The following is a 22,190-nucleotide window of genomic DNA, read 5'->3' on the forward strand; positions in this document are numbered from 1 at the left end:
ATCGATACACCAAGGATTTTTCGATGCGCACCAACATTGAACTAGATGACGCCTTGCTTGCCGAGGCGATGGAAATCACCGGTCTTTCGACAAAAAAGGCGACAGTGGAAAAGGCGTTGCGCGATCTGGTGCGCATTCATCGTCAGATGCGCGCCCTCGATGCGTTGGAGGGCATGGGCTGGGAAGGTGATCTGGACGAGATGCGGACGGATTGGGATGCTGAGACGGACTGGGATGTGAAGAAAGCCAAATGATCGTAGCAGATAGCTCTGCCTGGATTTCATTTATTCGAAAAGACGCGCCTACCCTCTCCGCCAAGTTTCGCGCCTTAATGGCGCAGGGCGAAATTCTGATCGGCGATATCATTCTTCTTGAGGTGCTTAGAGGCGCGCGTGACGGTCATCATGCGCGCCGCCTTGAGCAGATGCTGGGCGAATTTCCCTGCGTCGCGATGATGTCGCCCCAGCTCGCCATCAAAGCCGCCGCCAATTACCGCTTCCTGCGGGAGCGCGGCTATACGATCAGAAAAAGCAACGACCTCATTATCGGTACCTACTGTATCGAGCACGGGCAAAAGCTGTTGCAAAACGACCGAGACTTTCAGCCGATGGCCGATCATCTCGGTCTGCGACTGGCGTGAGCCTCAAACCACCTTCACCGTCCCCTCCACGCGGATGGGAAAATTCACCGAGCGTGCGATGAAGCATTTCTCGTGTGCATCATGGTGCAGCTCATCCGCTCTGGCCGGATCGCCTTTCGAAATGGTGATGACCGGTTTCAGCACCACTTCGCTGAATTGCCCCGCGCCATCCTTCTCCATCACCAGCGTGCCCTCAGCATTGTCGACATAGTCTTCAACGATGATGCCGTTGACCGAGCAGAAATGGAGGTACCACAGCTTGTGGCAGGCCGAGAGCGAGGCGACCAGCAGATCTTCCGGGTTCCAGCGGGCGGGATCGCCGCGGAAGGCGGGGTCGGAGGAGCCGGCTATGTCAGCCTTTCCCGCCGTGGAAATCGTATAGTCGCGTTCATAGTCGCGATAGCCCGAAGTCCCCTTGCCGCGATTGCCCGTCCATTTCACCTGAACGGCGTAATGATGTTCCTGTCCTGCCATTTTAGTCCTCCCTAAGAGTTTTTCGTCGCATTTTCCGGACGTAAAACCGCTACGCACTTTTACTGGAAATGCTCCCGCGTATCGCGCAGGTGGTCGAGCCCCTTGCGCAGCGTTTCCATGATCTCATCCACTTCCGAGCGGCTGATCGTCAGCGCCGGTGAGGCCAGCATGCGGTCGCCGGTGGCGCGCATCACAAGGCCGTTTGCCAGGCAATGGTTGCGCACGGCGGTTCCGATGTCGTCCGGCTTGGCGAAACGCCGGCGCGTCGCCTTGTCGGCCGTCATCTGCAGGCCACCCATCAGGCCGACATTCACCGCCTCGCCGACCAGTTCGTGATCCGTCAGGCTTTTCCAGCCCTCGGAAAAATAAGGGCCGATATCGTCGCGCACCCGTTCCACCAGTCCCTCCTCCTCGATGATGCGGAGGTTTTCCAGGGCGGCGGCGGCGCAGACGGGATGGCCGGAATAGGTGAAACCGTGGTTGAAGTCACCGACCTCAGACAACATCACCTCCGCCACCCGATCCGAGACGATGACGCCGCCAATCGGCAGGTAACCGGAAGACAGGCCCTTGGCGACAGGCGCAAAATCCGGCTCCACGCCGAAATGCTGATAACCGAACCAGGAACCGAGACGGCCGAAACCGCAGATCACCTCATCGGAGACGAGCAGGATGTTGCGCGCCTTGCAGATGCGGGCGATTTCCGGCCAGTAGGTCTCCGGCGGCACGATAACACCCCCCGCACCCTGAATGGGTTCGGCCACGAAAGCGGCGACATTTTCCTCGCCGAGTTCATCGATCTTCGCTTCCAGTTCGCGCGCCACCTTCAGGCCGAATTCGGCCGGCGAAAGATCGCCGCCCTCGGCATACCAATAGGGCTGGCCGATATGGGCCACGCCCTCGATCGGCAGGTTGCCCTGCTCGTGCATCCATTTCATGCCGCCAAGCGAAGCGCCGGCGACCGTCGAGCCGTGATAGCCGTTGCGTCTTGCGATTACCCTGGTCTTCGTCGGATGGCCGAGCGCTTTCCAGTAGACGCGCGCCATGCGGAACCAGGTATCGGTCGCTTCCGACCCGGAATTGGTAAAGAAGACATGGTTCATCTTCGGCCCGGCGCGCGACGCGATCTTCTGCGCCAGAAGCGTCGCGGGCGGCGTGGTGGTGCCGAAAAAGGCGTTGTAATAGGGCAGCTCGTTCATCTGGCGCTGCACGACATCGGCGATCTCGCGGCGTCCGTAACCGATATTCACGCACCAGAGGCCGGCAAAGGCGTCGAGATATTTCTTGCCGGTGCTGTCATAGATGAACACCCCTTCGGCACGCTCGATGATGCGGGTGCCGGCGGCATTCAGCTTGCCCATGTCGGAAAAGGGGTGGAGGTGATGGGCGGCATCGATGGCGGCGAGATTGGACATCGGCTTGGAGATTTCATTCATGACAGATCGCACTCCCATAAAGGCGACGGCGCTCACGCCACCGCACCTGCCGAACATGGCCGGGCGGCCTCGGTTTGGCAAGACTGGCGTTTTTTAGGGGGCGGCTTGGACAAGCGGAGGCGGCCTGGTTTCTTCTCCCCACCGGGGAGAAGGTGACCCGAAGGGCCGGATGAGGGGGCAAGCGCGGAGATAGGCGGAGAGCTTGCCCCTCATCCCGCTGCCGCGGACTTCTCCCCGGCGGGGAGAAGAAACAAGCGGCAACCGCCAATTCGCGGTCAGTTGCGCTGTGCGAAAAACGACCGCCCCACCAGCACCTTCAATTCGCCGGCGTGAACCTCCAGCGCCACGTCCCGCTCCATCGGCAGCAATTCGCCATCGATGACGCAGCGCAGGTCATGGCGTTTCTTCGGGAAATGCAACTCCACATCCGTCACGGTCATGGCGGTCACGGCGGCGTTTTCCTTCAGCCTGCCGCGCAGAATGTCGAAGGCAAGCCTTGCAACACCGGACGGACGCAGCGGATCGGTGAGATAGAAACCAAGATGACCGCCCGAGACATTATCCGCCACCAGCAGCGAATTCTGGCCGAATTCATTATTGGAAACGGAAATCGCCGAGACCTTTCGGTGCTGCGTTTTGCCGTTGACGGTATATTGCACCTCGAAGACCGGCGGGTTGAGGATGACGCTGATGGCGGCGCGGATGCTCGCCTTGATCTTGCCGAGCCGGGAAGCAAAAGCCAGATTGTTGCGATAGCGTACCATGCGCGAATGCAGGCCCGCGGAAAACTGATGGACAAAGATACGACCATTGGCGCTGGCGATGTCGACACTGGCAATCTCGCCATTCGCCAGCGTTTCCAGCACCTGGCGAATATCGAGCGGCAGCTTCAGCGAGCGGGAGAACAGGTTCATTGTGCCGGCCGGAACGATGCCGAGCGCGATGCCGTGTTTCCAGGCGATGGCGGCTGCTGCGGAAATCGTGCCATCGCCGCCGCCGGCAATGATGCCTTCAATGCCCGGCTCATCGGCGGCGCGCTCCATTTCCTCGACGATATCCTTTCCGGAGACCAGACGGCAATCGATGGCGTGGCCGGCGCGGGTGAAGACCTCGCGGGCATGGTCGCAATAGGCCTCCATGTCAGTGGTGCGAAACGTGCCGCCGTCACGATTGAAAATTGCAATGAGCTTCATGTTTCCAACCCGATTCAGTAAGGCAGCCGCGCGTAAATGCCTGACCCTATATAGGGTTCCGAACACCATCGCGTGAAGATGCTCTTTTGCCGAGAATCGCTCTACCGCAACGCATCATTTCATGTTAGGGATCACTTAAGGTCATTTTCATGACCGCGCATCTCCAGTCAGGGCAGACCGCTCCCATACGGTCTTGCCCTTTTTTCTGTGGGCCCTTCCCGCTTTTCAGGTCACGATGAGCCAGTCGAATATTTCCGAAGCCCGCCCTGGCGCGGAGAATGAAACCGTTTACACGACCGCCCCTGCCGTGGCCCTCTCCCCGCTTGCCATCGCGCTCATCGAACTGGCGCTTGCCGCCGGCGGCTTCGGCATCGGCACCGGCGAATTCGCCATCATGGGCCTGTTGCCTGACGTCGCCACGACCTATGGCGTCACCGTTCCGCAGGCTGGTTATGTCATTACCGCCTATGCGCTCGGCGTCGTCATCGGCGCGCCGATCATCGCGGTTCTTGCCGCGCGTATGACGCGCCGCACATTGCTTCTCGGCCTGATGGGGCTTTTTGCGGCCGGTAATATCCTGAGCGCCGTCGCACCGGATTTCCTGAGCTTCACCGTTCTGCGCTTCATCACCGGCCTGCCGCATGGAGCCTATTTCGGGGTTGCGGCACTGGTGGCGGCCTCCATGGCGCCGATCCATAAGCGCGCCCGCGCCGTTGGCCGCGTCATGCTCGGCCTCACCATCGCCACCCTGCTCGGCACGCCGCTCGCCACCTTCTTCGGCCAGCTGCTTTCCTGGCGCGCGGCCTTCATGCTGGTCGGCGGCATCGCGCTTTTGACGGTGGCCCTGCTCTGGTTCTTCCAGCCGCGTGACAGGGTGGAGGAAGGCGCCAGCGTGTGGCGCGAACTCGGCGCTTTCCGCCGCGTGCAGGTGTGGCTGACGCTTGCCATCGCGTCGGTCGGTTTCGGCGGCATGTTCTCGGTGTTCAGCTATATCGCCAAGACCACCACTGATGTGGCGATGATGCCGGTTTCCACCGTCTCCATGGTGCTGGCGCTATTCGGCATCGGCATGAATGTCGGCAATGTGGTCGGCTCGCGGCTGGCCGATATCTCGCTCAACGGCACGATTGGCGGCATGCTCGCCTTCAACGTGCTTGTCATGACCGTGTTCGGCATGACGGCGGATAATCCCTTCATGCTCTGCCTCTGCGTGTTCCTGATCGGCTGCGGTTTCGCCGCCTGTCCGGCCGTGCAGACGCGGCTGATGGATGTGGCGCAGGATGCGCAGACGCTGGCCGCCGCCTCCAACCATTCCGCCTTCAACATCGCCAATGCGCTCGGTGCCTGGCTCGGCGGCCTCGTCATCGCCATGGGTTTCGGTTACGCCTCCAACGGTTATGTCGGCGCGGTTCTTTCCCTTCTCGGACTTGGCGTTTTCCTTGTTTCCGTCACCGTCGAACGGCGCGAAAAGGCGGCCTGAGCCGGCCCTATCGCAGCTTACGGAAATTTCACAATCGGGCGCTTGACTCTTTTCTGTTTCAGGCGCAACACGGCCTTACGCGCAGGCCAATCAGCACGGCGCGGATTTCAACGGAGCATCATTAGATGTCTAGCGACAGTAGCAGTCGATTGCCTTTGCCGAGACCGGCGAACGTGAACTGATCCGACCGCTGTCGGCTCACCACCGCGTTCGCCGTTATCGGCGATCGACGGAAAGGTGAGCAATCATGAACTTCCACAACCTCTCCCAGAGGGCCAGCAAGGCCGCACGTCTTCTTCGTAGCGGAAACGCCGGTTCCTCCACCACCATTGCCGAACGCGTCGAGCACCTCAACACGCTGGATGTCGCCGATGCCGCAACCGCCCTGCTCGCCATGCCGCAGGCAAAGGCCGTCGCCATTCTCGACCGGCCGGAACTGCATGGCGCCGCCGCCATCATCGCCCATATTCCTGTCGAACAGGCCGCCCGCCTCGTCAATCTGATGTCTGACGACCGCGTTGCCGACGTCATGGCGGAAATGGCCGAAGAGCCGCGCGCAAAGCTGTTTTCCCGGCTGGACCGCACGACGGCACTCTCCATCCAGCACCTGATGGGTTATCCGCCGCGTACTGCCGGCTCGATCATGACCACGGAATTCGTCAGCGTGCCGGACAATTGGACGGTGGAACAGACCCTTTCGCACATCCGCGTCGTCGAGCGGTCGCGTGAAACGGTCTATGCCATCTATGTGCTGGCGCAGGACGGAACGCTTTCCACCGTTGTGACGCTGCGCCGCCTGCTGACCGGCGAAGCCAGTGCGTCCATCCTCTCCGTCGCATCGAAGGAAGGCATCGTCTGCGCCAGCCCCCTGATGTCGCAGGAAGATGTCGCCCGGCTGATCCGCAAGCACGACCTTCTGGCGCTGCCCGTCGTCGATGACCGCTCGCATATTCTCGGCATCGTCACTGTTGACGACGTGATCGACACCATGATCGCCGACACAACGGAAGACGCCCACAAGTTCGGTGGTATGGAGGCGCTCGGCAAGCCCTACATGACGATTGGCTTTCCGGACATGATCCGCAAGCGCGCCGGCTGGCTCGCAGCACTCTTCCTCGGCGAAATGCTGACGGCCAGCGCCATGCAGCATTTCGAAGGCGAGCTGGAAAAGGCCGTGGTGCTGACGCTGTTCATTCCGCTCATCATGTCTTCGGGCGGCAACTCCGGTTCGCAAGCTACCTCGCTCATCATCCGGGCGCTGGCGCTCGGCGAGTTGAAGCTTTCCGACTGGTGGCGGGTGCTGCTTCGGGAAATCCCGACGGGCCTGACGCTCGGCTGCATTCTGGGCGCCATCGGTTTCCTGCGTCTGAGCCTCTGGCAGCAGGCCGGGTTTTACGATTATGGCGAGCACTGGCTGCTGGTGGGGGCAACCGTCTTCGCGGCCCTCGTCGGCATCGTCACCTTCGGTTCGCTCGCCGGCTCCATGCTGCCCTTCGTGCTGCAGCGCCTGCGGCTCGATCCCGCCAGCGCCTCTGCCCCCTTCGTCGCCACGCTGGTAGATGTCAGCGGCCTGGTCATCTACTTCTCGGTGGCGCTGGTGATCTTGAGCGGCACATTGCTTTGAAAAGACAAAAGGCCCGTTCGAAAGAGCGGGCCTTCAGCTTTTAAGGGCATGTAACAACCTCTCCTCCGTCATGCCGGACTTGATCCGGCATCCAGCCACGACGCGTCTGCGGCGTGAAAAGACTCTTTTGCGATCAAGGACTTGATCGCACTGGACCCCGGATCAAGTCCGGGGTGACGGTGTGCGGATGATGCAACTCTTCCAAAAACATGGTTTCTGGGAGAACGCCCCTCACCCGCCGGCGCTGATGACGCCCGTTCCCAGCAAGCCCAGCAGAATGACGCCGATGACGACGCGGTACCAGACGAAGGGCATGTAGCTTTTGGTGGAGACGAGCTTGAGGAACACGACGATCACCGCATAACCGACCACGAAGGCGATCAGGGTCGCGAGCCCCGTCGGGCCCCAGCCGACCGGATTGTCCTCGCCGATGCTCTTGAAGAGCTGGTAGAAACCGGAGCCGAAGACGGCGGGAACGGCGAGCAGGAACGAATAACGCGCTGCCGCCTCGCGGGTATAGCCTAAAAGCAGGCCGGCGCTGATGGTGCCGCCCGAGCGCGAAACGCCGGGGATGAGCGCCATGGCCTGCGCGAAACCGAACAGGATGCCATCGCGCCATATAAGCTGGTTCAGCTTGTAACGCTTCTCACCGATTTTATCGGCAACGCCGAGAACGATGCCGAAGACAATCAGCATTACGGCGGTGATGTAAAGGTTGCGCAGCGAGTGCTCGATGGCGTCCTTGAAGAACAGGCCAAGAAAGACGATCGGCACGGAACCGATGATGATGAGCCAGCCGAGCCGGGCATCGGCCTTGTTATACTCGCCGAGGCGGAAGTTCTGCCGGAGCCAGGCGATGGCAATGCGCATGATATCCGACCAGAAATAGACCAGCACGGCCGCTTCGGTGCCGATCTGCGTAATCGCGGTGAAGGCGGCTCCCGGATCCGCGCCGGAGGGCAGGAACTCCCCGGCGATCCTGAGATGCGCGCTTGAAGAAATCGGAAGAAATTCCGTAAGCCCTTGCAAAAAGCCGAGAAATGCGGCCTCCAACCAACCGATGCTCATGTGTCCTGATGTCCCTGCTGCGAATCGAGATCGCAGCATTATGCATCAATCGGGGCAAATACATGTTGCATCGCACCATGAAAAAGGCGTGCGAAGGGGTGCGCTTTTACCCGTGATTTTTCAGGCGGCCTTTTCCTTCGCCTCGGGAAGGCGGGTATATTTCGCGCCGTTCCTGCACACGACATGGGCGTCGCCCCAGCTTTTCAGCGCCGAAATCACCGGTATCATCGTCTCGCCGAGCGGCGTCAGCGCATAATCCACGCGCGGCGGCACCACCGGGAAAACGGTGCGGGAAATCAGGCCGGCCTCTTCCAGTTCGCGCAGCTGCTTCGTCAGCATGCGCTGGGTGACGCTCGGAATATGGCGGCGCAGTTCGTTGAAGCGCAGCGTGCCCTCGTTGATGAGATGATAGAGGATCACGCCCTTCCATTTGCCATCGAGGAAACTCAAGGCCGATTCCACCGGGCAGCCGGGAAAGTTGCCAGTGAGCTTGGCGCGCGGTCGCGACATCACAGTATCCTTTTTGTATGTATCATCACAAAATGTGCATTCTTGCGATTGGTGTTCATATGTATCAAGTAAGAGGCACGCAAACAAGCAAAGGAGACTGTTCATGCGCGCCATCGGTTACAGGACCAGCCAGCCCATCACCGTGAAAGACGCCCTCGTCGATATCGACCTGCCCCAGCCGGAAGCGAAAGGGCATGATATTCTGGTGGAAGTGAAGGCCGTTTCGGTGAACCCCGTCGATACCAAGGTGCGCCGCAACCAGTCGCCTGAAAACGACGAACCGCGCGTGCTCGGCTTCGATGCGGCGGGCGTGGTGAAGGCCGTCGGCGACAAGGTCTCCTTGTTCAAACCGGGCGACGAGGTGTTTTACGCCGGTGTCATCAACCGCCCCGGCTCCAACAGCGAGTTCCATCTGGTCGATGAACGCATCGTCGGTGCAAAGCCGAAGTCCCTGAATTTCGAGGAGGCAGCCGCGCTGCCGCTGACCGCCATCACCGCTTACGAGACGCTGTTCGACCGGCTGCGGGTGAAGGAGCCGGTTCCGGGCGCGGCCAACGCCATTCTGGTCATCGGCGGCGCCGGCGGCGTCGGCTCCATCGCCGTCCAGCTTCTGCGGGCGCTGACCGATCTCACCGTCATTGCCACCGCTTCACGGCCCGAGACGATTGCGTGGGTGAAGGAACTCGGCGCGCATCACGTCATCGATCACAGCAAGCCGATCGCCCCGCAGGTGGAAGCGCTTGGGCTCGGTGCGCCGGGCTTTGTCTTCTCCACCACCCATAGCGACATTCATGCCGCCGACAGCGTGGCGACCATCGCGCCGCAGGGCCGTTTCGCGCTGATCGACGATCCGGCCGGCGGTTTCGACGTCATGGCCTTCAAGCGCAAATGCGTATCGATCCATTGGGAAATGATGTTCGCCCGCGCCGTCTTCCAGACGCCTGACATGATCGAGCAGCACAGGCTGCTGAACCATGTGGCCGGGCTTGTCGATGCCGGCAAGATCAAGACGACGCTGACCGAGGTTTTCGGCACCATCAATGCCGCAAATCTCATCAAGGCGCATGCGCTGATCGAGAGCAACAGGGCCAAGGGCAAGATCGTGCTTTCGGGCTTCTGATCGCCGGTGAAGCGTCCGCATCGCGGACGCTTCTCTTCCGCTTATGGAGATGTTTGGGCCGGGCGCAAAACCGCGCGGCTATTCCGGTCAATCGTCGTCCGGATCTTCCGGGCACGGCCAGGAGGCCGGCGCGGTGAGGCCGTTCGGCAATTTGGTCGTGGCGTCGCCGCAGGCAATGTCGATCTGCTTCTGATCAAGGCCGGTGGCCATGGAAAGATCTAGCCCTTCGATCCTCGTCAGAAGCAGGAATGCGCTGGTGAAATCCACCGGGCCGCCGAGCTTGGCGCCGCCGAAACGGGCGCGTGACAGATTGGTCAGCGAGAATTTCGAGCCGTTCAGCGTCGCGCCCTCGAAATCGGCGCGGCCGAGTTCGGCCTTGGTGAAATCCGTGCCATCCAGCTTGGTGTTTTCGAATTTGGTCCGCTGCATTTCAGCATTGACGAATTTGGCGTTGGTGGCGTCGGCGGCGGAAAAATCGCTGCGATAGGCTTCCACCTTGGTCAGATTGGCGCCCTGCAGGTTCGCCTCGCCAAGGGCCGTGCGGATAAGCTTGGCCTTCTCGAGATTGGCGCCCTTCAGAGACGAACCGCGCAGGTCGGTATAGGTGAAATCCGTGCCATAAAGCATTGCCGAATCGAGATTGCTGCCGCCCAGCATCAGCAGGCGCTTGTTGCATTCGCGCCAGTCGATGCCGGCCATGGCGTCGGTACGGCAGCTTGCGGCCACCAGCGGACCGCCGCTGAAAGAAACGGCAATCATCGCAAGCGTCGCCACACCGGCAACAAACCCTGTCTTCCGCACGATATTCAGCCTTTGAAAGCCGGACATTCTTTCACTCCCTGTCGTCGGGCGACGACACCTAGGACCATATGCACGTTCAAGGCGTTACCGCATCGCTGAACCACAATCCACGGGCCACGCGACCATGCAACACCCCAACATCCTATATGTAAGAAATCGAAGAGCAATCCACAAATACTGACGGGGAGACGGGCGGTGGACGCTGCTCTTCCGCCATGCCGGACTAAATCCGGCATCCAGTCACGGCGTCTGCATCGTGGGAAATGAGTCCTTCGATCAGAGGTCTGCCCGTTCCGCAAATGCCATCACTCTCGGCCGCATGACACAATGGCTCAGAGTGCTTGCGAGCGGTCTTGCCACGCTCGACGTCATCCTCGGGCCTGTCCCGAAGATCTATCCACGTATCGTAAAATCAATCCATTGCAGATGCTCGGGGACAGGCCCGAGCATGACGGAGGAGAGGGCTTCGGCCGTAATCGCCATCACATATTGGCGTAAACCGGCCCCTCGCCGCCCTGCGGCGGCACCCAGTTGATGTTCCGGTTCGGGTCCTTGATATCGCAGGTCTTGCAGTGCACGCAGTTCTGGGCGTTGATGACGTAGACTTCTTCGCCGTCCTTCTCCACCCATTCGTAAACGCCGGCTGGACAATAACGCGTCGAAGGTCCGGCAAAGACGTCGTGCTCGGACGATTTTTGCAGCGCCATGTCCTTCACCTGAAGATGCACCGGCTGGTCTTCCTCATGGTTGGTGGAGGACAGGAACACCGATGACAGCCGATCGAAGGTCAACACGCCATCCGGTTTCGGATAGGCGATCGGCTTGTGTTTCGAGGCCGGCTCGAGGCTCTCCGCATCCGTCTTGCCGTGCTTCAGCGTGCCGAAAAAGGAGAAGCCGAAGAGCTGGTTGGTCCACATGTCGAGACCGCCGAGACCGACACCGATAAGCGTGCCGAACTTCGACCACAGCGGTTTGACGTTTCTGACCCGCTTCAGATCCTTGCCGATATCGCCGTCGCGCCATTCGGCCTCGATCTCCGCCACCTCGTCATGGGCGCGGCCGGCGGAAATCGCCGCGGCGATCTTCTCCGCCGCCAGCATGCCCGACAGCACCGCATTGTGGCTGCCCTTGATGCGCGGCACATTGACGAAACCGGCGGAACAGCCGATCAGCGCGCCGCCGGGGAAGGTCAGCTTCGGCACCGACTGGTAGCCGCCTTCGGTGATGGCGCGCGCGCCATAGGAAATGCGCTTGCCGCCCTCGAAGGTCTCGCGGATCGCCGGATGCGTCTTGAAGCGCTGGAATTCCTCGAAGGGATAAAGATAGGGGTTCTTGTAGTTGAGATGCACCACGAAGCCGACGGCGACGAGGTTATCTTCGAGATGATAGAGGAAGGAACCGCCGCCGGTCTTGAAACCGAGCGGCCAGCCGAAGGAATGTTGCACGAGACCCTGTTTGTGCTTCTCCGGCTTGACCTGCCAGAGTTCCTTGATGCCGATGCCGAATTTCTGCGGCTCGCGATCCCGGGACAGGTCGAATTTGGAAATCAGCTGCTTGGCGAGCGAACCGCGCACGCCCTCGCCGATCAGCACATATTTTCCGTGCAGCTCCATGCCGCGGGTGAAGTTCGGGCCCGGCTCGCCGTTCTTCTCGATGCCCATATCGCCGGTGGCGACACCGATCACCGCACCCTCATCGTTATAGAGCACTTCCGTTGCGGCAAAGCCCGGATAGATCTCGACGCCGAGCCCTTCCGCCTTTTCCGCCAGCCAGCGACAGACCAGCCCGAGCGAGACGATGTAATTGCCGTGATTGTTCATCAGCGGCGGCATCATGAAATTCGGCAGGCGGATGGAGCCGGCCGGGCCTAAGAACAGGAACTGGTCGTCCTTGACCTCGGTCTTGAAGGGATGCCCCTCCTCTTCGCGCCAGCCGGGCAGCAGCCTGTCTATCCCGATGGGATCGACCACGGCGCCGGAGAGAATATGCGCACCGACTTCGGCGCCCTTTTCGAGAACGACAACCGAAAGCTCCGGCTCCACCTGCTTCAGACGGATCGCGGCGGCAAGGCCCGCGGGACCCGCGCCAACGATCACAACGTCGAATTCCATCGCTTCGCGTTCGGGCAGTTCCATCGCTTCCGTCATCTCATCCTCTCCGCATCGCCGGTCCCATCCGGCTGTTGTTATATCCGTTTTCCGGCATTCCCGGCGCATCGCCTGCGCCGGTCAAAAAACCATCCGCGACACCGCATCCAACCAGCGCCTGTCTTCGCAAAGCAGGACGCCTTTGTCGAGCTTCTATAGCGGCAAAACATGTCGCACGCCAGTCAATTGTCAGACAACCTGATGATTGATGTATTACTTTTACGTTCACGTAAATTAAAGAATAGGAGTGACGGGCATTGGCGTCAAGGGTTGTTAAAGTCGGAATACTGAAGAAGGTAGTGACGGCGGGAAGGTTGTGGCGGCCCTATTTCCGCAGCTGCGTGGCGTTTTCCGTCGTCTTCTCACGCGGTTTCACGTACGTGTCCGCGCTATGCCGAAACCAGATTTCAGGAGAGTGACTGCCGCGACCAATCAAGCCGCGGCAGGCAATCAGGCGACGTCCTGAAGCTGCCCTTCGCCGTCGTGGAGGAAGCACGCCCTGTTAAAAAGACCGAGATCGACGAAGTTCGGAAGGCGAATATCGCGGATGTCGGGAAGCCGCTTGCTTTCCGGATCGAACGATCTGTCGATTTGCGAAATGAAGCCCAGAACGCAACCCGACCGTCGCGCAAAATCACCGAGTGCTCGTAGCTGCTCGGAAAGAGCGGGCTTGCTCCGCTGCTGATCAAGCGCCTGGAGATAGTCGATCACCGCGACTGTTCCCGGTCGCGACCCCGACATCCGATCGATGATGTAGTCCGCACTAATTTCATCGGAAGTGACAATCTGAACTTGGTTGGCGAAGCCGTCAGTCTCCTTTTCAAGCGATTGGAGATATTTTCCCGCCTGTTTTTCGGTCAATTCCAACGTAAACAGAAACGCCTTGCGGCCGTCCCGGGCCGCATCGATCAGAAGCTGAAGACCAAGCATGGTCTTGCCCTGCCCCGGCCGGCCAGCGAGCAATAACAGGTCGCCGGCATCGAGACGGGAAAGTACCGTTTCGGAAAGTGGCCCGGAAGACATCCGGGACGACAGCATGCTCCACCTTGCAAAGCCCTCTTGTTGCGCGATCTGATCCAGCGCTTCATTCAGCGGAACATCATTGTTTCGCGCCATGAGCTTTGCACGGCGTTTAAGCTGAAATATCGGTGCAGAAAGTTTCATCAAAGACCTCCATTGCGAGCCGAAACGCAACCCCTCCTTATGCGATGCTCGAACAGATGGTTCGATGATTTGGCGTCACCCTGCATGTGCGATGCTTTCCCGAAAGGAGGGGGGAGGCTTGGGTCCAGCCTGTGGTTGAAAGCTAGCGGGTTGCGCGATTCGCAGCAAGGGGCGCAAGCCATTCGCCACATCGCAGTTACCGGATCCTGTCCTCGCAAAGAGGACGCCTTGTCGAACTTCTTTAGCGGCAAAACAAGCCACTATAACCGACCGGCAGCAGGCGGAATTGCTACCTGATGTTGCGCTCGAATTGCGGCCACCATAAAACCTGTCATGCACCGTGAAAAAAGAACGTTCGTTCAATTGAGGAGAACGCCACCTTGAAGCGATTGATTCCCGCGCTGCTGCTATTGTCGTGGTTTGGCGCGATGCCCTTGGTGGCAAAGGCCGATGTCTCTTCCGCCAATCAAAACGAATCGGCCGCAGCATTTCAGGGCCTCGACACGCTCGCGCGGGAAACGCGCGCGCAGGGGGATTTACCGCGATTGTCCAACCCCGCTCATGCGAAGGTGCTGGACCGGCTCTGGAATGTGGAGGGAACCCTGGGCAGACAGCCATACCGGTCCGCCGATGTTCCAGCGCTCATCGCCATCGGCGCGAATGCGGGCGCCGTTCTTAAAACCTATGCACTGTTTACCCCACAGAACGGCAGTCTGCCGGACACAGCGGCAAATACGTTCAAATATCAGGACGAAATCGCACGCGCCGGAGCCTATCTATTGCATGTCCATGCGGCTCAGCTGGAGGCGATTACCGATTTTATCGCCGTGCTTCCTGCCGATCAGATGAACAAGGCGCGCCGCGATGGCCTGCGCCAGATGCGCCTTGGCATCATGGAGCAGTTTACCGGACTGACCCTTATGCTGCGCTCCCCGAATTTGCGATCCGAGAACCGGCTTATTTTGCTGAACGCCCTTAATGCCAGCGCCATTCCCGTGGTCGCCGCGACCTCCCTCGCCGACCGAACCGCCATGGCCACCCAGATCGACACGATTTTGCCGGAACTGTCCGGGCTTGAACGCGACAAGGCGCAGGCGTTGAAATCGCTCTTCATGAACCAGAATTGCGACGGGCTTTGCGCCATGGATCGGTAGCCGTTCGATACCCGGTTGACGCAAAGGGACTGCAAGCCCGCCCCTCAGACCTGCCGGCTCAAACCGCCCATTCCTCATCCGTCGTGAACACGATCGTCAGCCAGCGGTCGCTCCCCTCGCCGCCCAGCGCATCGCCGATCTCGTCGCGGATTGCGTCCCATTCCTCCAGACGCCGGGGCGGCCAGTTTTTCGGCACGATGAAGAAGAGTTCGATCTGACGGCCGCGGCCAACGCGGGCGACATAGGAATAGTGCGAGGAGAAGCCGAATTTCTCCACCGTCTCGGCCGCCACCCGGTCCACATGCTGCTTGAACTCCAGCGGGGTCACCAGAAGAATGTCCGCGAGCGCCTGTTTCACATTGCCGAGCGGCATGGGGATGATGACGAGGCAGACCAGTGCCAGCACGGCCGGGTCGATATAGGGTGCGAGCCACGCCTGCGCCGTTCCCGTGAGCCCATAGCCCACGGCGAAGGCGACGAAGAGGGCCATGCTCAGGAGCGCGCTCATCAGCCAGCTTTTGGCGTCAAGCGCCACGAAGGCGGATTTCAGCCGGCGGTTCTGCCGTTTGACGAACCATGCCATGGCGAGCGAAACGGCGAAGCTGACGAAGGTGACGACGATGGCGTAATCGAACTCGATCGATCTGCCGCCATCCATCAGGCTGTCCACGGCATTGATGAGGGCGTAGATCGCCGCCCCCATCAGGAGCGTGCCGTTAAGCCCGAGCACCATCGGCTCCAGATGCCAGAAGCCCATGGTGAAACGCTCCACCAGCCGGCCGCCGGGTTTGGGCGCGGCGGAAGCGGCGATCAGCCGCGCGACAAGCAGCGCCAGCACCGTCATGAAAGCATCCGTCAGCGCATAGACACCATCGAAAACCACGGCGAAGGAGCCGGAGAACAGGCCTGCGCCGATGCCGAAGAGCGCCAGCAGAACCGTGACGGCAATGGAGAATTTGAGCAGGGATTGTTCTGTCATGACGTGTATTTCACCTTCAAAACCGGACGCCGCCTTGCTGGAGCGCCTTCTCTTTTCCTCGAATCGAGAAAACGCTCTAACTCTTTGTTTTGTAGCATTCCAGACGGAAAACCGGGGTCCACATTTCCTGGAAATGCTCTATAAACAGCACATTGAGCACTCACAAGACAGGACAAAACCCATGGATCTCGGCATTTCCGGCAAGCGCGCCCTCGTTCTCGCCTCCTCTCGCGGCCTTGGGCTGGGCATTGCCACCGCGCTGGCGAAGGAAGGCGCACATGTCCTTCTTGTCGGCAGAAGCGGCGAGAAGCTGGAGGCGAATTGCAAGGCGATCAATGCGCTTGGCAAGGGCAAGGCCGACTGGGTCTGGGGCGATCTGGCCGAGGACAATTTCGTCGAGGCCATGGTTCAGGCCGTCAGGGAAAAGCTCGGCGGCATCGATATTCTCGTCAACAATACCGGCGGCCCGACGCCAGGCCTTGCGCAGGAGATGACGGCCGACAAGCTGGATACCTTCTTCCAGTCGATGGTGCTGCGCGTCATCACGCTTACCAATGCGCTGCTGCCGCAGATGAAGGAACAGGGTTTCGGCCGCATCCTGACCGTCGCCTCCTCCGGCGTGTTCGAGCCGATCGCCAATCTGGCGCTGTCCAATACGCTGCGTGGCGCACTGGTCGGCTGGAGCAAGACGCTGTCCTCCGAAGTGGCCTCCTTCGGCATCACCTCCAACCTGCTGCTGCCCGGCCGTATCCACACCGACCGCATCGATGAACTCGATGGCGCCAACGCCAAGCGTCTGGGCAAAAGCGTCGAGGAAATTCGCGAGGCTTCCGTCAAGAGCATTCCGGCCGGCCGCCTCGGCACGGTGGAGGAATTCGCCGCCGCCGGCGCTTTCCTCTGCTCGGTTCCGGCAAGCTACATCACCGGCACGATGCTCAGGGTAGATGGCGGCGCGGCGAAGTCGAATTAAGGCCGCGACGGCGCGTTATCAAACGGGCGCATCGTGGATGACGAAGCGGTTGCGCCCCGTATTCTTGGCCCGATAAAGCGCCGTATCCGCCCGACGCAGGGCTTCCTCGGCGCAATCGCCCGGGCGCACGAAGGCAATGCCCGCCGAACAGGTGTAACGGAAATCCGGGACCTGTTCGAGCGGCGAGGCCTCCCGCAGCGACGCAAACAGGGCTTCGACGACGCTTTCGGCGTTGTGCATTCGCGCGCCGCTCAGCCCCAGCAGAAACTCCTCGCCGCCGATACGCCCGATGAGATCGTCGCGGCCGGCGGCGGCGCATAGTTTTTCGGCGAAATGTTTCAGCACCCTGTCGCCCGATGCATGGCCGAAGCGATCATTGATACTCTTGAAATGATCGATATCGAGCAGCACCAGTGCCAGCGCCTGCGCCTTGTGGGGGCCGAGGCTGTGGCCCAGATTGTCCATCACGTAACGGCGATTGCCGAGACCCGTCAACTCGTCGCTGAGGGCGGATTTCAGCGCGCTGTCGCGCTCCTGCCTGAGGTCGCGAAGCTCTATGCCGAGTTCGGAAATATCGGTGATGACACACAGCATCCAGCCGCCCGGCAAAGTCGTTTCCGTCGTCAATATCCAGCGCCCGTCATTGAGGCTGGTCTCGATGGTGCGGAAGGGCAGCTTGCCGCGCCTCGTCCTTGCGGAACGCAACCAGACTTCGAAGTCGGAGGTCTCGATTGCGGTGCCGGTGGAGTTGCCGTAGCCGCTGCGCATCAACTCGACCCAGCTTGGAAATTCATCCGGCGCGACATCCAGCGCCTTGCGGAAGGCCGCATTCGCAAAACACAGCCTGTCCTCGCCATCGAACAGCGCATAGCCCTGCTGCGATGCCTCAAGAAGGTTCATGAGCTGACGGTTGAAAACGCCGGCATCGCCCCGAACGAGGCCGGGATGGTCCGGCGATACATTGTCGAAGTTGGGACCGGTCGTCTTGCGGGACATTGAATTTTCCAGATGACAAAGCGGCAGGCAAAACCGAAGGGAGCGTTGAGTTAAACCCTTATCGTCGAGCTCCGCCAGTACAAAAAACAATGCATGCGCGCCGGCCGCCATAGCGCTGTTCCACGGCAGCGGCTTCGTTACCAGCATAGCCGCAAACCCCTAAGAACATTGTCAAAAAACTGCCGCGCTCTTTCACGAGTGCGCAGGCAGATCGTTTACCATCTTCCCTACCCGGCAGACGCAGCCGTCAATCTGCGATAAACGGTGGGGAAAAGCTTGCCATTCCATCGGGCCTGTGCAATCAACCGCCCTCCTCTGACATCGGGGTGCCAAAGGCATCCCTTATTTTCACGCCGGGCCGCCTTTCAGGCCGGGCGGGTGTTTCTATCGGCTACAAGGATATGGCGATGACGCAAAAGCGGGCTCTCGGCCTCGATTTCGGCACGACCAACACGGTCATGGCTCTTTCCGACACGGGCGGCGCCAGCCGTTCCATGCGCTTCACCAGCAGCGCGGGCACGGATGACAGCATGCGCACGGCGCTCTCCTTCATGAAGGATGCCGGCCTTGGTGCGGCCGCCCTGCATGTGGAAGCCGGCCATGCCGCCATCCGGCAATTCATCGACAATGCCGGCGACTGCCGTTTCCTGCAATCGATCAAGACATTCGCGGCCTCGCCGCTGTTTCAGGGCACGCTGATCTTCGCCAAGCGCCAGAGCTTCGAAGATCTGATGGACGTGTTCCTGCGCAAGCTGAAAGCCTATGCGGGCGAGGAATGGCCGGGGGACGTCTCCACCGTCATCGCCGGCCGGCCGGTGCGTTTCGCCGGCAGCAATCCGGATGAAACGCTGGCGCTCGCCCGTTACAACGAGGCGCTCACCCGCGCCGGATTCCCGGAAATCCACTATGTCTACGAGCCGGTGGCGGCCGCCTATTATTTCGCCCAGAGCCTGAAGAAGGACGCCAATGTGCTGGTGGCGGATTTCGGCGGCGGCACGACGGACTATTCGCTGATCCGCTTCGAGACCCATGCCGGCAAGCTCTCCGCCACCCCCATCGGCCATTCCGGCGTCGGCGTGGCGGGCGATCATTTCGACTTCCGCATGATCGACAATCTGGTCTCGCCGGAAATCGGCAAGGGCAGCAAGTTCAAGAGCTTCGACAAGGTGCTGGACGTGCCCTCCGGCTATTACGTGAATTTCGGCCGCTGGAACCAGCTGTCGATCTTCAAGACCTCGAAGGAATTCACCGACCTCAAATCGCTGGTGCGCTCGGCGCTGGAGCCGGAAAAGCTCGAACTCTTCATCGATCTGGTCGAACATGACGAGGGTTACCCGCTCTATCAGGCGATTTCCGCCACCAAGATGGCGCTCTCCTCGGCGGAAGAAGCGGAATTCAACTTCGCGCCGTTGGGCAAGGCCGGCCGCAAGATGGTAAAGCGCAGCGATTTCAACAACTGGATCGCCGAAGACCTCGCCAAGATAGAAGAAGCGCTCGACGAGGTTCTGGAAAAGACGAAAGTCGCGCCCGAAGCCATCGATAAGGTGTTCCTGACCGGCGGCACCTCCTTCGTGCCGGCGGTTCGGGAGCTTTTCACCCGCCGTTTCGACGCCGACCGCATCGAAAGCGGCGGCGAGTTGCTCTCGATTGCCCATGGTCTGGCCATGATCGGCGAAAGCGGCGACATTCAGCGCTGGACAGTGTGATTTGCGGGTTTCCCGGGCGGGGAACATGGGGTAATTTCCGACCATGATCGCCGCTCACGACCTCTCCCCGGCCGAACTCGCCGCCCTCCTGCATTTCCATGCGGATGCGGGCGTGGACTGGCTGCTGGAAGAGACCCCGGTCGATCGTTTCGCCGAATTTGCCGCCGCCCGCCCGGCCCGGCCGATGCAGGGACAGGAGGCGGGCGCAGCCGCGCGCCAGCCAAGCCAGCGGCCGATGGAACGTGGCGGCGATACACCTCAACACTCGCCGCAGCAGCAGCCGAAACGCCAGACGCCGACACGCGGCGCTCCACCCGCCCCCGCGGTTCAGCAGAATGTTGCGATGCCGGACGAACAGGCCGTGGCAGCAGCGCGTTTTGCCGCCGAAAGCGCAAGGTCGCTTACCGAGCTGAAAACCGCGCTGGAAGGGTTCAGCGGCTGCAATCTCAAGAACAGCGCGCGCAGCACGATCTTCACCGAAGGCGATCCCTCATCCGCCATCATGGTCATCGGCCCGATGCCGGATGCCGATGACGACCGCGAAGGCCTGCCATTTGCCGGCAAAACCGGGCTTTTGCTCGACCGTATGCTTTCGGCAATCGGCCTTGGACGCGGCACCATCATGCTTGGCAATGTCGTGCCCTGGCGGCCGCCGGGCAACCGCCCGCCGACTCAGGCCGAAATGGATATCTGCCGCCCCTTCATCGAGCGTCAGATCGCCCTTGCGGAGCCGAAACACCTGTTGCTTCTCGGCAACTTTACCGCACGTTTCTTCTTTGGCGGCACCGGCACGATCCATACGCTGCGCGGACAGTGGCGTGATGTCGCAGCCGGACACCTGATTTTGCCGGCTTTGGCCAGCCTGCATCCGCAGGAACTTTTGAATGCGCCGGCCAGCAAGTCATTGGCATGGCAGGATTTATTGGCTTTTCAGGCAAGGATTGTCGAAGGCTGATTGCCTTATTCTTGCTCAATGTAAATGAATTATGAAAAAAGCCATGCACAATGCGCATAACAGCGGCGCATTTGCTCAACTTGCCGAATCCATGCTGCGCTGCGATATAGGCCCCATGTCTTGGGAGGAATAGGTTTAAGGAACCAAGGCAATGACCACTCGCTTCCGTCCGGTACATTCCGGCTTTGAAACGCTCCGCCTGGCGGGCCTCGGCCCTCGCTCCAGTCAGGGCTACCATCGTTTCGGCGCAGCCGCAAACGAACAGATGACCGCACGCGCTGCCATGCAGCAGGTCCGCGTGACGCGTCCCTCGGCAGTCTTCGCGGATTTCCGCGAGCGCTGAGAAGCACTCAGGCCAGTCTAGCGCTGGTCCACAGATATGATTGCGCGCTGGCGTCTTTCTTCGGGAAGGCGCCTTTTGCTTTTGTGGTTTTTTTCGAAGGGCTGCGACGAAGTCTTGAACCGAGTCACAAGGTTGTAGTGCGTGCCCAGCCGTCCTTCTTCCGTTAACGCCGGTTGAGACGAAAAACGGCACTCTCAATCTTGTCTTCCACCATGCGTCATCCAATCCGTCATTCCGGCCTTGAGCCGGAATCCAGCCAGCCCAAGTCCTTGGGCTGAAAAGACTCTTCTCGCCGCCCAGACGCGCGTCGGCTGGATCCCGGCTCAAGGCCGGGATGACGGAGGAGAAGCATCTTTCGTGAAATTCGGTGGTTGAGAATGCCGCGCGCTTGTCCTGGAAACGGGCAAGACGCGTAGATTTGGGTTCCGTCACCCTTGCGGCGTCGAGGCCTTGCGCGCCGCCCGTCTTGCCAGACCCAGTTGATGCTCGCGAAAGATGATGAAGATGCCGGCGAGGATAACGATCGCCGTGCCGATCAGCATCGTCATCGTGGGAATATCTCCGAACAGAATGTAGGAAACCGCGATTCCGAAGATAATGGAGCTGTATTCGAAGGGCGCGATGACCGAGACTTCGGCGTGCCGATAACTCTCCGTCAGGAAGATTTGCGCAACGCCGCCGCAAATGCCGCTGGTGATCAGCAGCATGGCTTGCGTCATGCTCAGCGCGCTCCAGCCGAAAGGCACGCTGACGAGCGACAGCAGCGTGGCGGTGAGCGAAAAATAGAGCACGATGGTCGGCGTCTTTTCCGTCTCCACCAGTTGCCGCACCTGGATCATCGCCAGACCGCCGAGCGCCGCACCGCACAACACGGCAATGGCCCCCAGCCCCTCACCCGCGGCAAAACCGCCTTCCCTCAGAAGCGTCATCTTCGGCCAGAGAATCACCAGCACCCCCGTCATGCCGACGAATACCGCGCTCCAGCGATAGATGCGCACCTTTTCATGCAGGATGACGGCGGCAAAAACGACGGCGAGAAGCGGCGAGGCATAACCGATGGCGATGAATTCCGGCAGCGGCAGCATGGTCAGCCCGTAAAAGCCGCAGGCCATGGACAGGATGCCCAGAAACCCGCGCTTGAAATGGCCGAAAAGATTATTGGTGTGCAGGGCGCTGGTCAGCGCATGCAGCCACGCCAAATAGACGACAATCGGAAGAATGGCGAAAGCGGAGCGGAAGAAGGTGATCTGGCCGGCAGGCACATCGCCTGCGGCCTTGATACAGGTCTGCATGACAAGAAAAAAGCCGACCGAAATCAGCTTCAGGCTAATCCCGCGAAAGGGATTCATCGGTTCGGCGTTCATTGGCAACTACTCATATCGGCTGCGCAAACACGCCATCGAGAGATTTTTCATGCGGGGAGGACGACG

Annotated in this window: 21 protein-coding genes; 10 read left to right on the forward strand and 11 right to left on the reverse strand. The window is 60.4% G+C overall.

Annotation, left to right across the window (positions count from 1 at the left end; all coding sequences use genetic code 11):
• Window positions 1-23: 23 nt before the first annotated feature.
• Together ACIK7D_RS02890 and ACIK7D_RS02895 are read left to right on the forward strand one after the other, a co-directional pair.
• Window positions 24-254, forward strand: coding sequence for a type II toxin-antitoxin system VapB family antitoxin (locus ACIK7D_RS02890; protein WP_080818769.1), 231 nt, complete (start codon window positions 24-26; stop codon window positions 252-254).
• A complete protein-coding gene (locus ACIK7D_RS02895; protein WP_400155573.1) occupies window positions 251-640 on the forward strand; it encodes a PIN domain nuclease in 390 nt (129 codons plus the stop codon). Before ACIK7D_RS02890 ends, ACIK7D_RS02895 begins: the two co-directional genes overlap by 4 nt.
• A gap of 3 nt (window positions 641-643) precedes the next feature.
• On the opposite strand, the gene ACIK7D_RS02900 is transcribed toward ACIK7D_RS02895, so the two are convergent.
• The 3 genes from ACIK7D_RS02900 to ACIK7D_RS02910 all read right to left on the reverse strand — a co-directional run bounded on the left by ACIK7D_RS02900 (window position 644) and on the right by ACIK7D_RS02910 (window position 3,743).
• Window positions 644-1,114, reverse strand: coding sequence for an OsmC family protein (locus tag ACIK7D_RS02900; RefSeq protein WP_080817336.1), 471 nt, complete (start codon window positions 1,112-1,114; stop codon window positions 644-646).
• A gap of 59 nt (window positions 1,115-1,173) precedes the next feature.
• The gene (locus ACIK7D_RS02905; RefSeq protein WP_164865559.1) at window positions 1,174-2,550 is read right to left on the reverse strand and encodes an aspartate aminotransferase family protein; all 1,377 of its coding nucleotides are present in this window, start codon (window positions 2,548-2,550) and stop codon (window positions 1,174-1,176) included.
• Window positions 2,551-2,825: 275 nt separating this feature from the next.
• Window positions 2,826-3,743 (reverse strand): diacylglycerol kinase family protein, encoded by a 918-nt coding sequence (locus tag ACIK7D_RS02910; protein ID WP_080817338.1) that lies wholly within the window; start codon window positions 3,741-3,743, stop codon window positions 2,826-2,828.
• A gap of 235 nt (window positions 3,744-3,978) precedes the next feature.
• On the opposite strand from ACIK7D_RS02910, the gene ACIK7D_RS02915 reads away from it, so the two are divergent.
• Both ACIK7D_RS02915 and mgtE read left to right on the forward strand, forming a co-directional pair.
• Entirely contained in the window at window positions 3,979-5,223 is a 1,245-nt protein-coding gene (locus ACIK7D_RS02915; RefSeq protein ID WP_400155574.1) for an MFS transporter, read from the forward strand.
• Between the two features lie 247 nt (window positions 5,224-5,470).
• Window positions 5,471-6,847 (forward strand): magnesium transporter, encoded by a 1,377-nt coding sequence (gene mgtE, locus ACIK7D_RS02920; RefSeq protein WP_400155575.1) that lies wholly within the window; start codon window positions 5,471-5,473, stop codon window positions 6,845-6,847.
• 231 nt (window positions 6,848-7,078) lie between these two features.
• Here the strand turns inward: mgtE and ACIK7D_RS02925 are convergent, their stop codons facing one another.
• Together ACIK7D_RS02925 and ACIK7D_RS02930 are read right to left on the reverse strand one after the other, a co-directional pair.
• Window positions 7,079-7,915: an undecaprenyl-diphosphate phosphatase gene (locus ACIK7D_RS02925; RefSeq protein WP_137003171.1), complete on the reverse strand. Its 837-nt coding sequence runs from the start codon at window positions 7,913-7,915 to the stop codon at window positions 7,079-7,081.
• 120 nt (window positions 7,916-8,035) lie between these two features.
• On the reverse strand, window positions 8,036-8,425 hold the full coding sequence (locus ACIK7D_RS02930; RefSeq protein WP_078054238.1) for a helix-turn-helix domain-containing protein: 390 nt from the start codon (window positions 8,423-8,425) through the stop codon (window positions 8,036-8,038).
• Window positions 8,426-8,528: 103 nt separating this feature from the next.
• Between ACIK7D_RS02930 and ACIK7D_RS02935 the strand changes: the two genes are divergently transcribed.
• Window positions 8,529-9,545: a zinc-binding alcohol dehydrogenase family protein gene (locus ACIK7D_RS02935; protein WP_400155576.1), complete on the forward strand. Its 1,017-nt coding sequence runs from the start codon at window positions 8,529-8,531 to the stop codon at window positions 9,543-9,545.
• 87 nt (window positions 9,546-9,632) lie between these two features.
• On the opposite strand, the gene ACIK7D_RS02940 is transcribed toward ACIK7D_RS02935, so the two are convergent.
• The 3 genes from ACIK7D_RS02940 to ACIK7D_RS02950 form a co-directional block, all read right to left on the reverse strand.
• Window positions 9,633-10,373 (reverse strand): pentapeptide repeat-containing protein, encoded by a 741-nt coding sequence (locus tag ACIK7D_RS02940; RefSeq protein ID WP_400155577.1) that lies wholly within the window; start codon window positions 10,371-10,373, stop codon window positions 9,633-9,635.
• A gap of 455 nt (window positions 10,374-10,828) precedes the next feature.
• The gene (locus tag ACIK7D_RS02945) at window positions 10,829-12,493 is read right to left on the reverse strand and encodes an electron transfer flavoprotein-ubiquinone oxidoreductase (protein WP_262535011.1); all 1,665 of its coding nucleotides are present in this window, start codon (window positions 12,491-12,493) and stop codon (window positions 10,829-10,831) included.
• Window positions 12,494-12,943: 450 nt separating this feature from the next.
• Window positions 12,944-13,657 carry a DNA helicase gene (locus ACIK7D_RS02950; protein ID WP_400155578.1) on the reverse strand — a complete coding sequence of 238 codons (714 nt, stop codon included), beginning with the start codon at window positions 13,655-13,657 and terminating at the stop codon, window positions 12,944-12,946.
• Between the two features lie 380 nt (window positions 13,658-14,037).
• Between ACIK7D_RS02950 and ACIK7D_RS02955 the strand changes: the two genes are divergently transcribed.
• Window positions 14,038-14,811, forward strand: a complete 774-nt coding sequence (locus ACIK7D_RS02955; protein ID WP_400155579.1) for a hypothetical protein — start codon at window positions 14,038-14,040, stop codon at window positions 14,809-14,811.
• Between the two features lie 58 nt (window positions 14,812-14,869).
• Here ACIK7D_RS02955 and ACIK7D_RS02960 read toward each other — a convergent pair whose 3' ends face one another.
• Complete coding sequence (locus tag ACIK7D_RS02960) at window positions 14,870-15,790, reverse strand: cation diffusion facilitator family transporter (RefSeq protein ID WP_003524087.1); 921 nt, start codon at window positions 15,788-15,790, stop codon at window positions 14,870-14,872.
• Between the two features lie 181 nt (window positions 15,791-15,971).
• On the opposite strand from ACIK7D_RS02960, the gene ACIK7D_RS02965 reads away from it, so the two are divergent.
• Entirely contained in the window at window positions 15,972-16,760 is a 789-nt protein-coding gene (locus tag ACIK7D_RS02965) for an SDR family oxidoreductase (protein WP_142846221.1), read from the forward strand.
• Between the two features lie 18 nt (window positions 16,761-16,778).
• Here ACIK7D_RS02965 and ACIK7D_RS02970 read toward each other — a convergent pair whose 3' ends face one another.
• Window positions 16,779-17,756, reverse strand: coding sequence for a diguanylate cyclase domain-containing protein (locus ACIK7D_RS02970; protein ID WP_400155580.1), 978 nt, complete (start codon window positions 17,754-17,756; stop codon window positions 16,779-16,781).
• A 407-nt stretch (window positions 17,757-18,163) separates the two neighbouring features.
• Between ACIK7D_RS02970 and ACIK7D_RS02975 the strand changes: the two genes are divergently transcribed.
• From ACIK7D_RS02975 to ACIK7D_RS02985, 3 genes are all read left to right on the forward strand, one after another.
• Window positions 18,164-19,462: an Hsp70 family protein gene (locus ACIK7D_RS02975; protein WP_080818772.1), complete on the forward strand. Its 1,299-nt coding sequence runs from the start codon at window positions 18,164-18,166 to the stop codon at window positions 19,460-19,462.
• A 43-nt stretch (window positions 19,463-19,505) separates the two neighbouring features.
• A complete protein-coding gene (locus ACIK7D_RS02980; RefSeq protein ID WP_400155581.1) occupies window positions 19,506-20,417 on the forward strand; it encodes a uracil-DNA glycosylase family protein in 912 nt (303 codons plus the stop codon).
• A gap of 151 nt (window positions 20,418-20,568) precedes the next feature.
• Window positions 20,569-20,760 (forward strand): hypothetical protein, encoded by a 192-nt coding sequence (locus ACIK7D_RS02985; RefSeq protein ID WP_003509784.1) that lies wholly within the window; start codon window positions 20,569-20,571, stop codon window positions 20,758-20,760.
• A gap of 428 nt (window positions 20,761-21,188) precedes the next feature.
• On the opposite strand, the gene ACIK7D_RS02990 is transcribed toward ACIK7D_RS02985, so the two are convergent.
• Window positions 21,189-22,124 carry a DMT family transporter gene (locus ACIK7D_RS02990; protein ID WP_080817349.1) on the reverse strand — a complete coding sequence of 312 codons (936 nt, stop codon included), beginning with the start codon at window positions 22,122-22,124 and terminating at the stop codon, window positions 21,189-21,191.
• Window positions 22,125-22,190: the final 66 nt, after the last annotated feature.

Source organism: Agrobacterium sp. P15N1-A (genome assembly GCF_044626815.1).
Lineage (GTDB): Bacteria > Pseudomonadota > Alphaproteobacteria > Rhizobiales > Rhizobiaceae > Agrobacterium > Agrobacterium leguminum.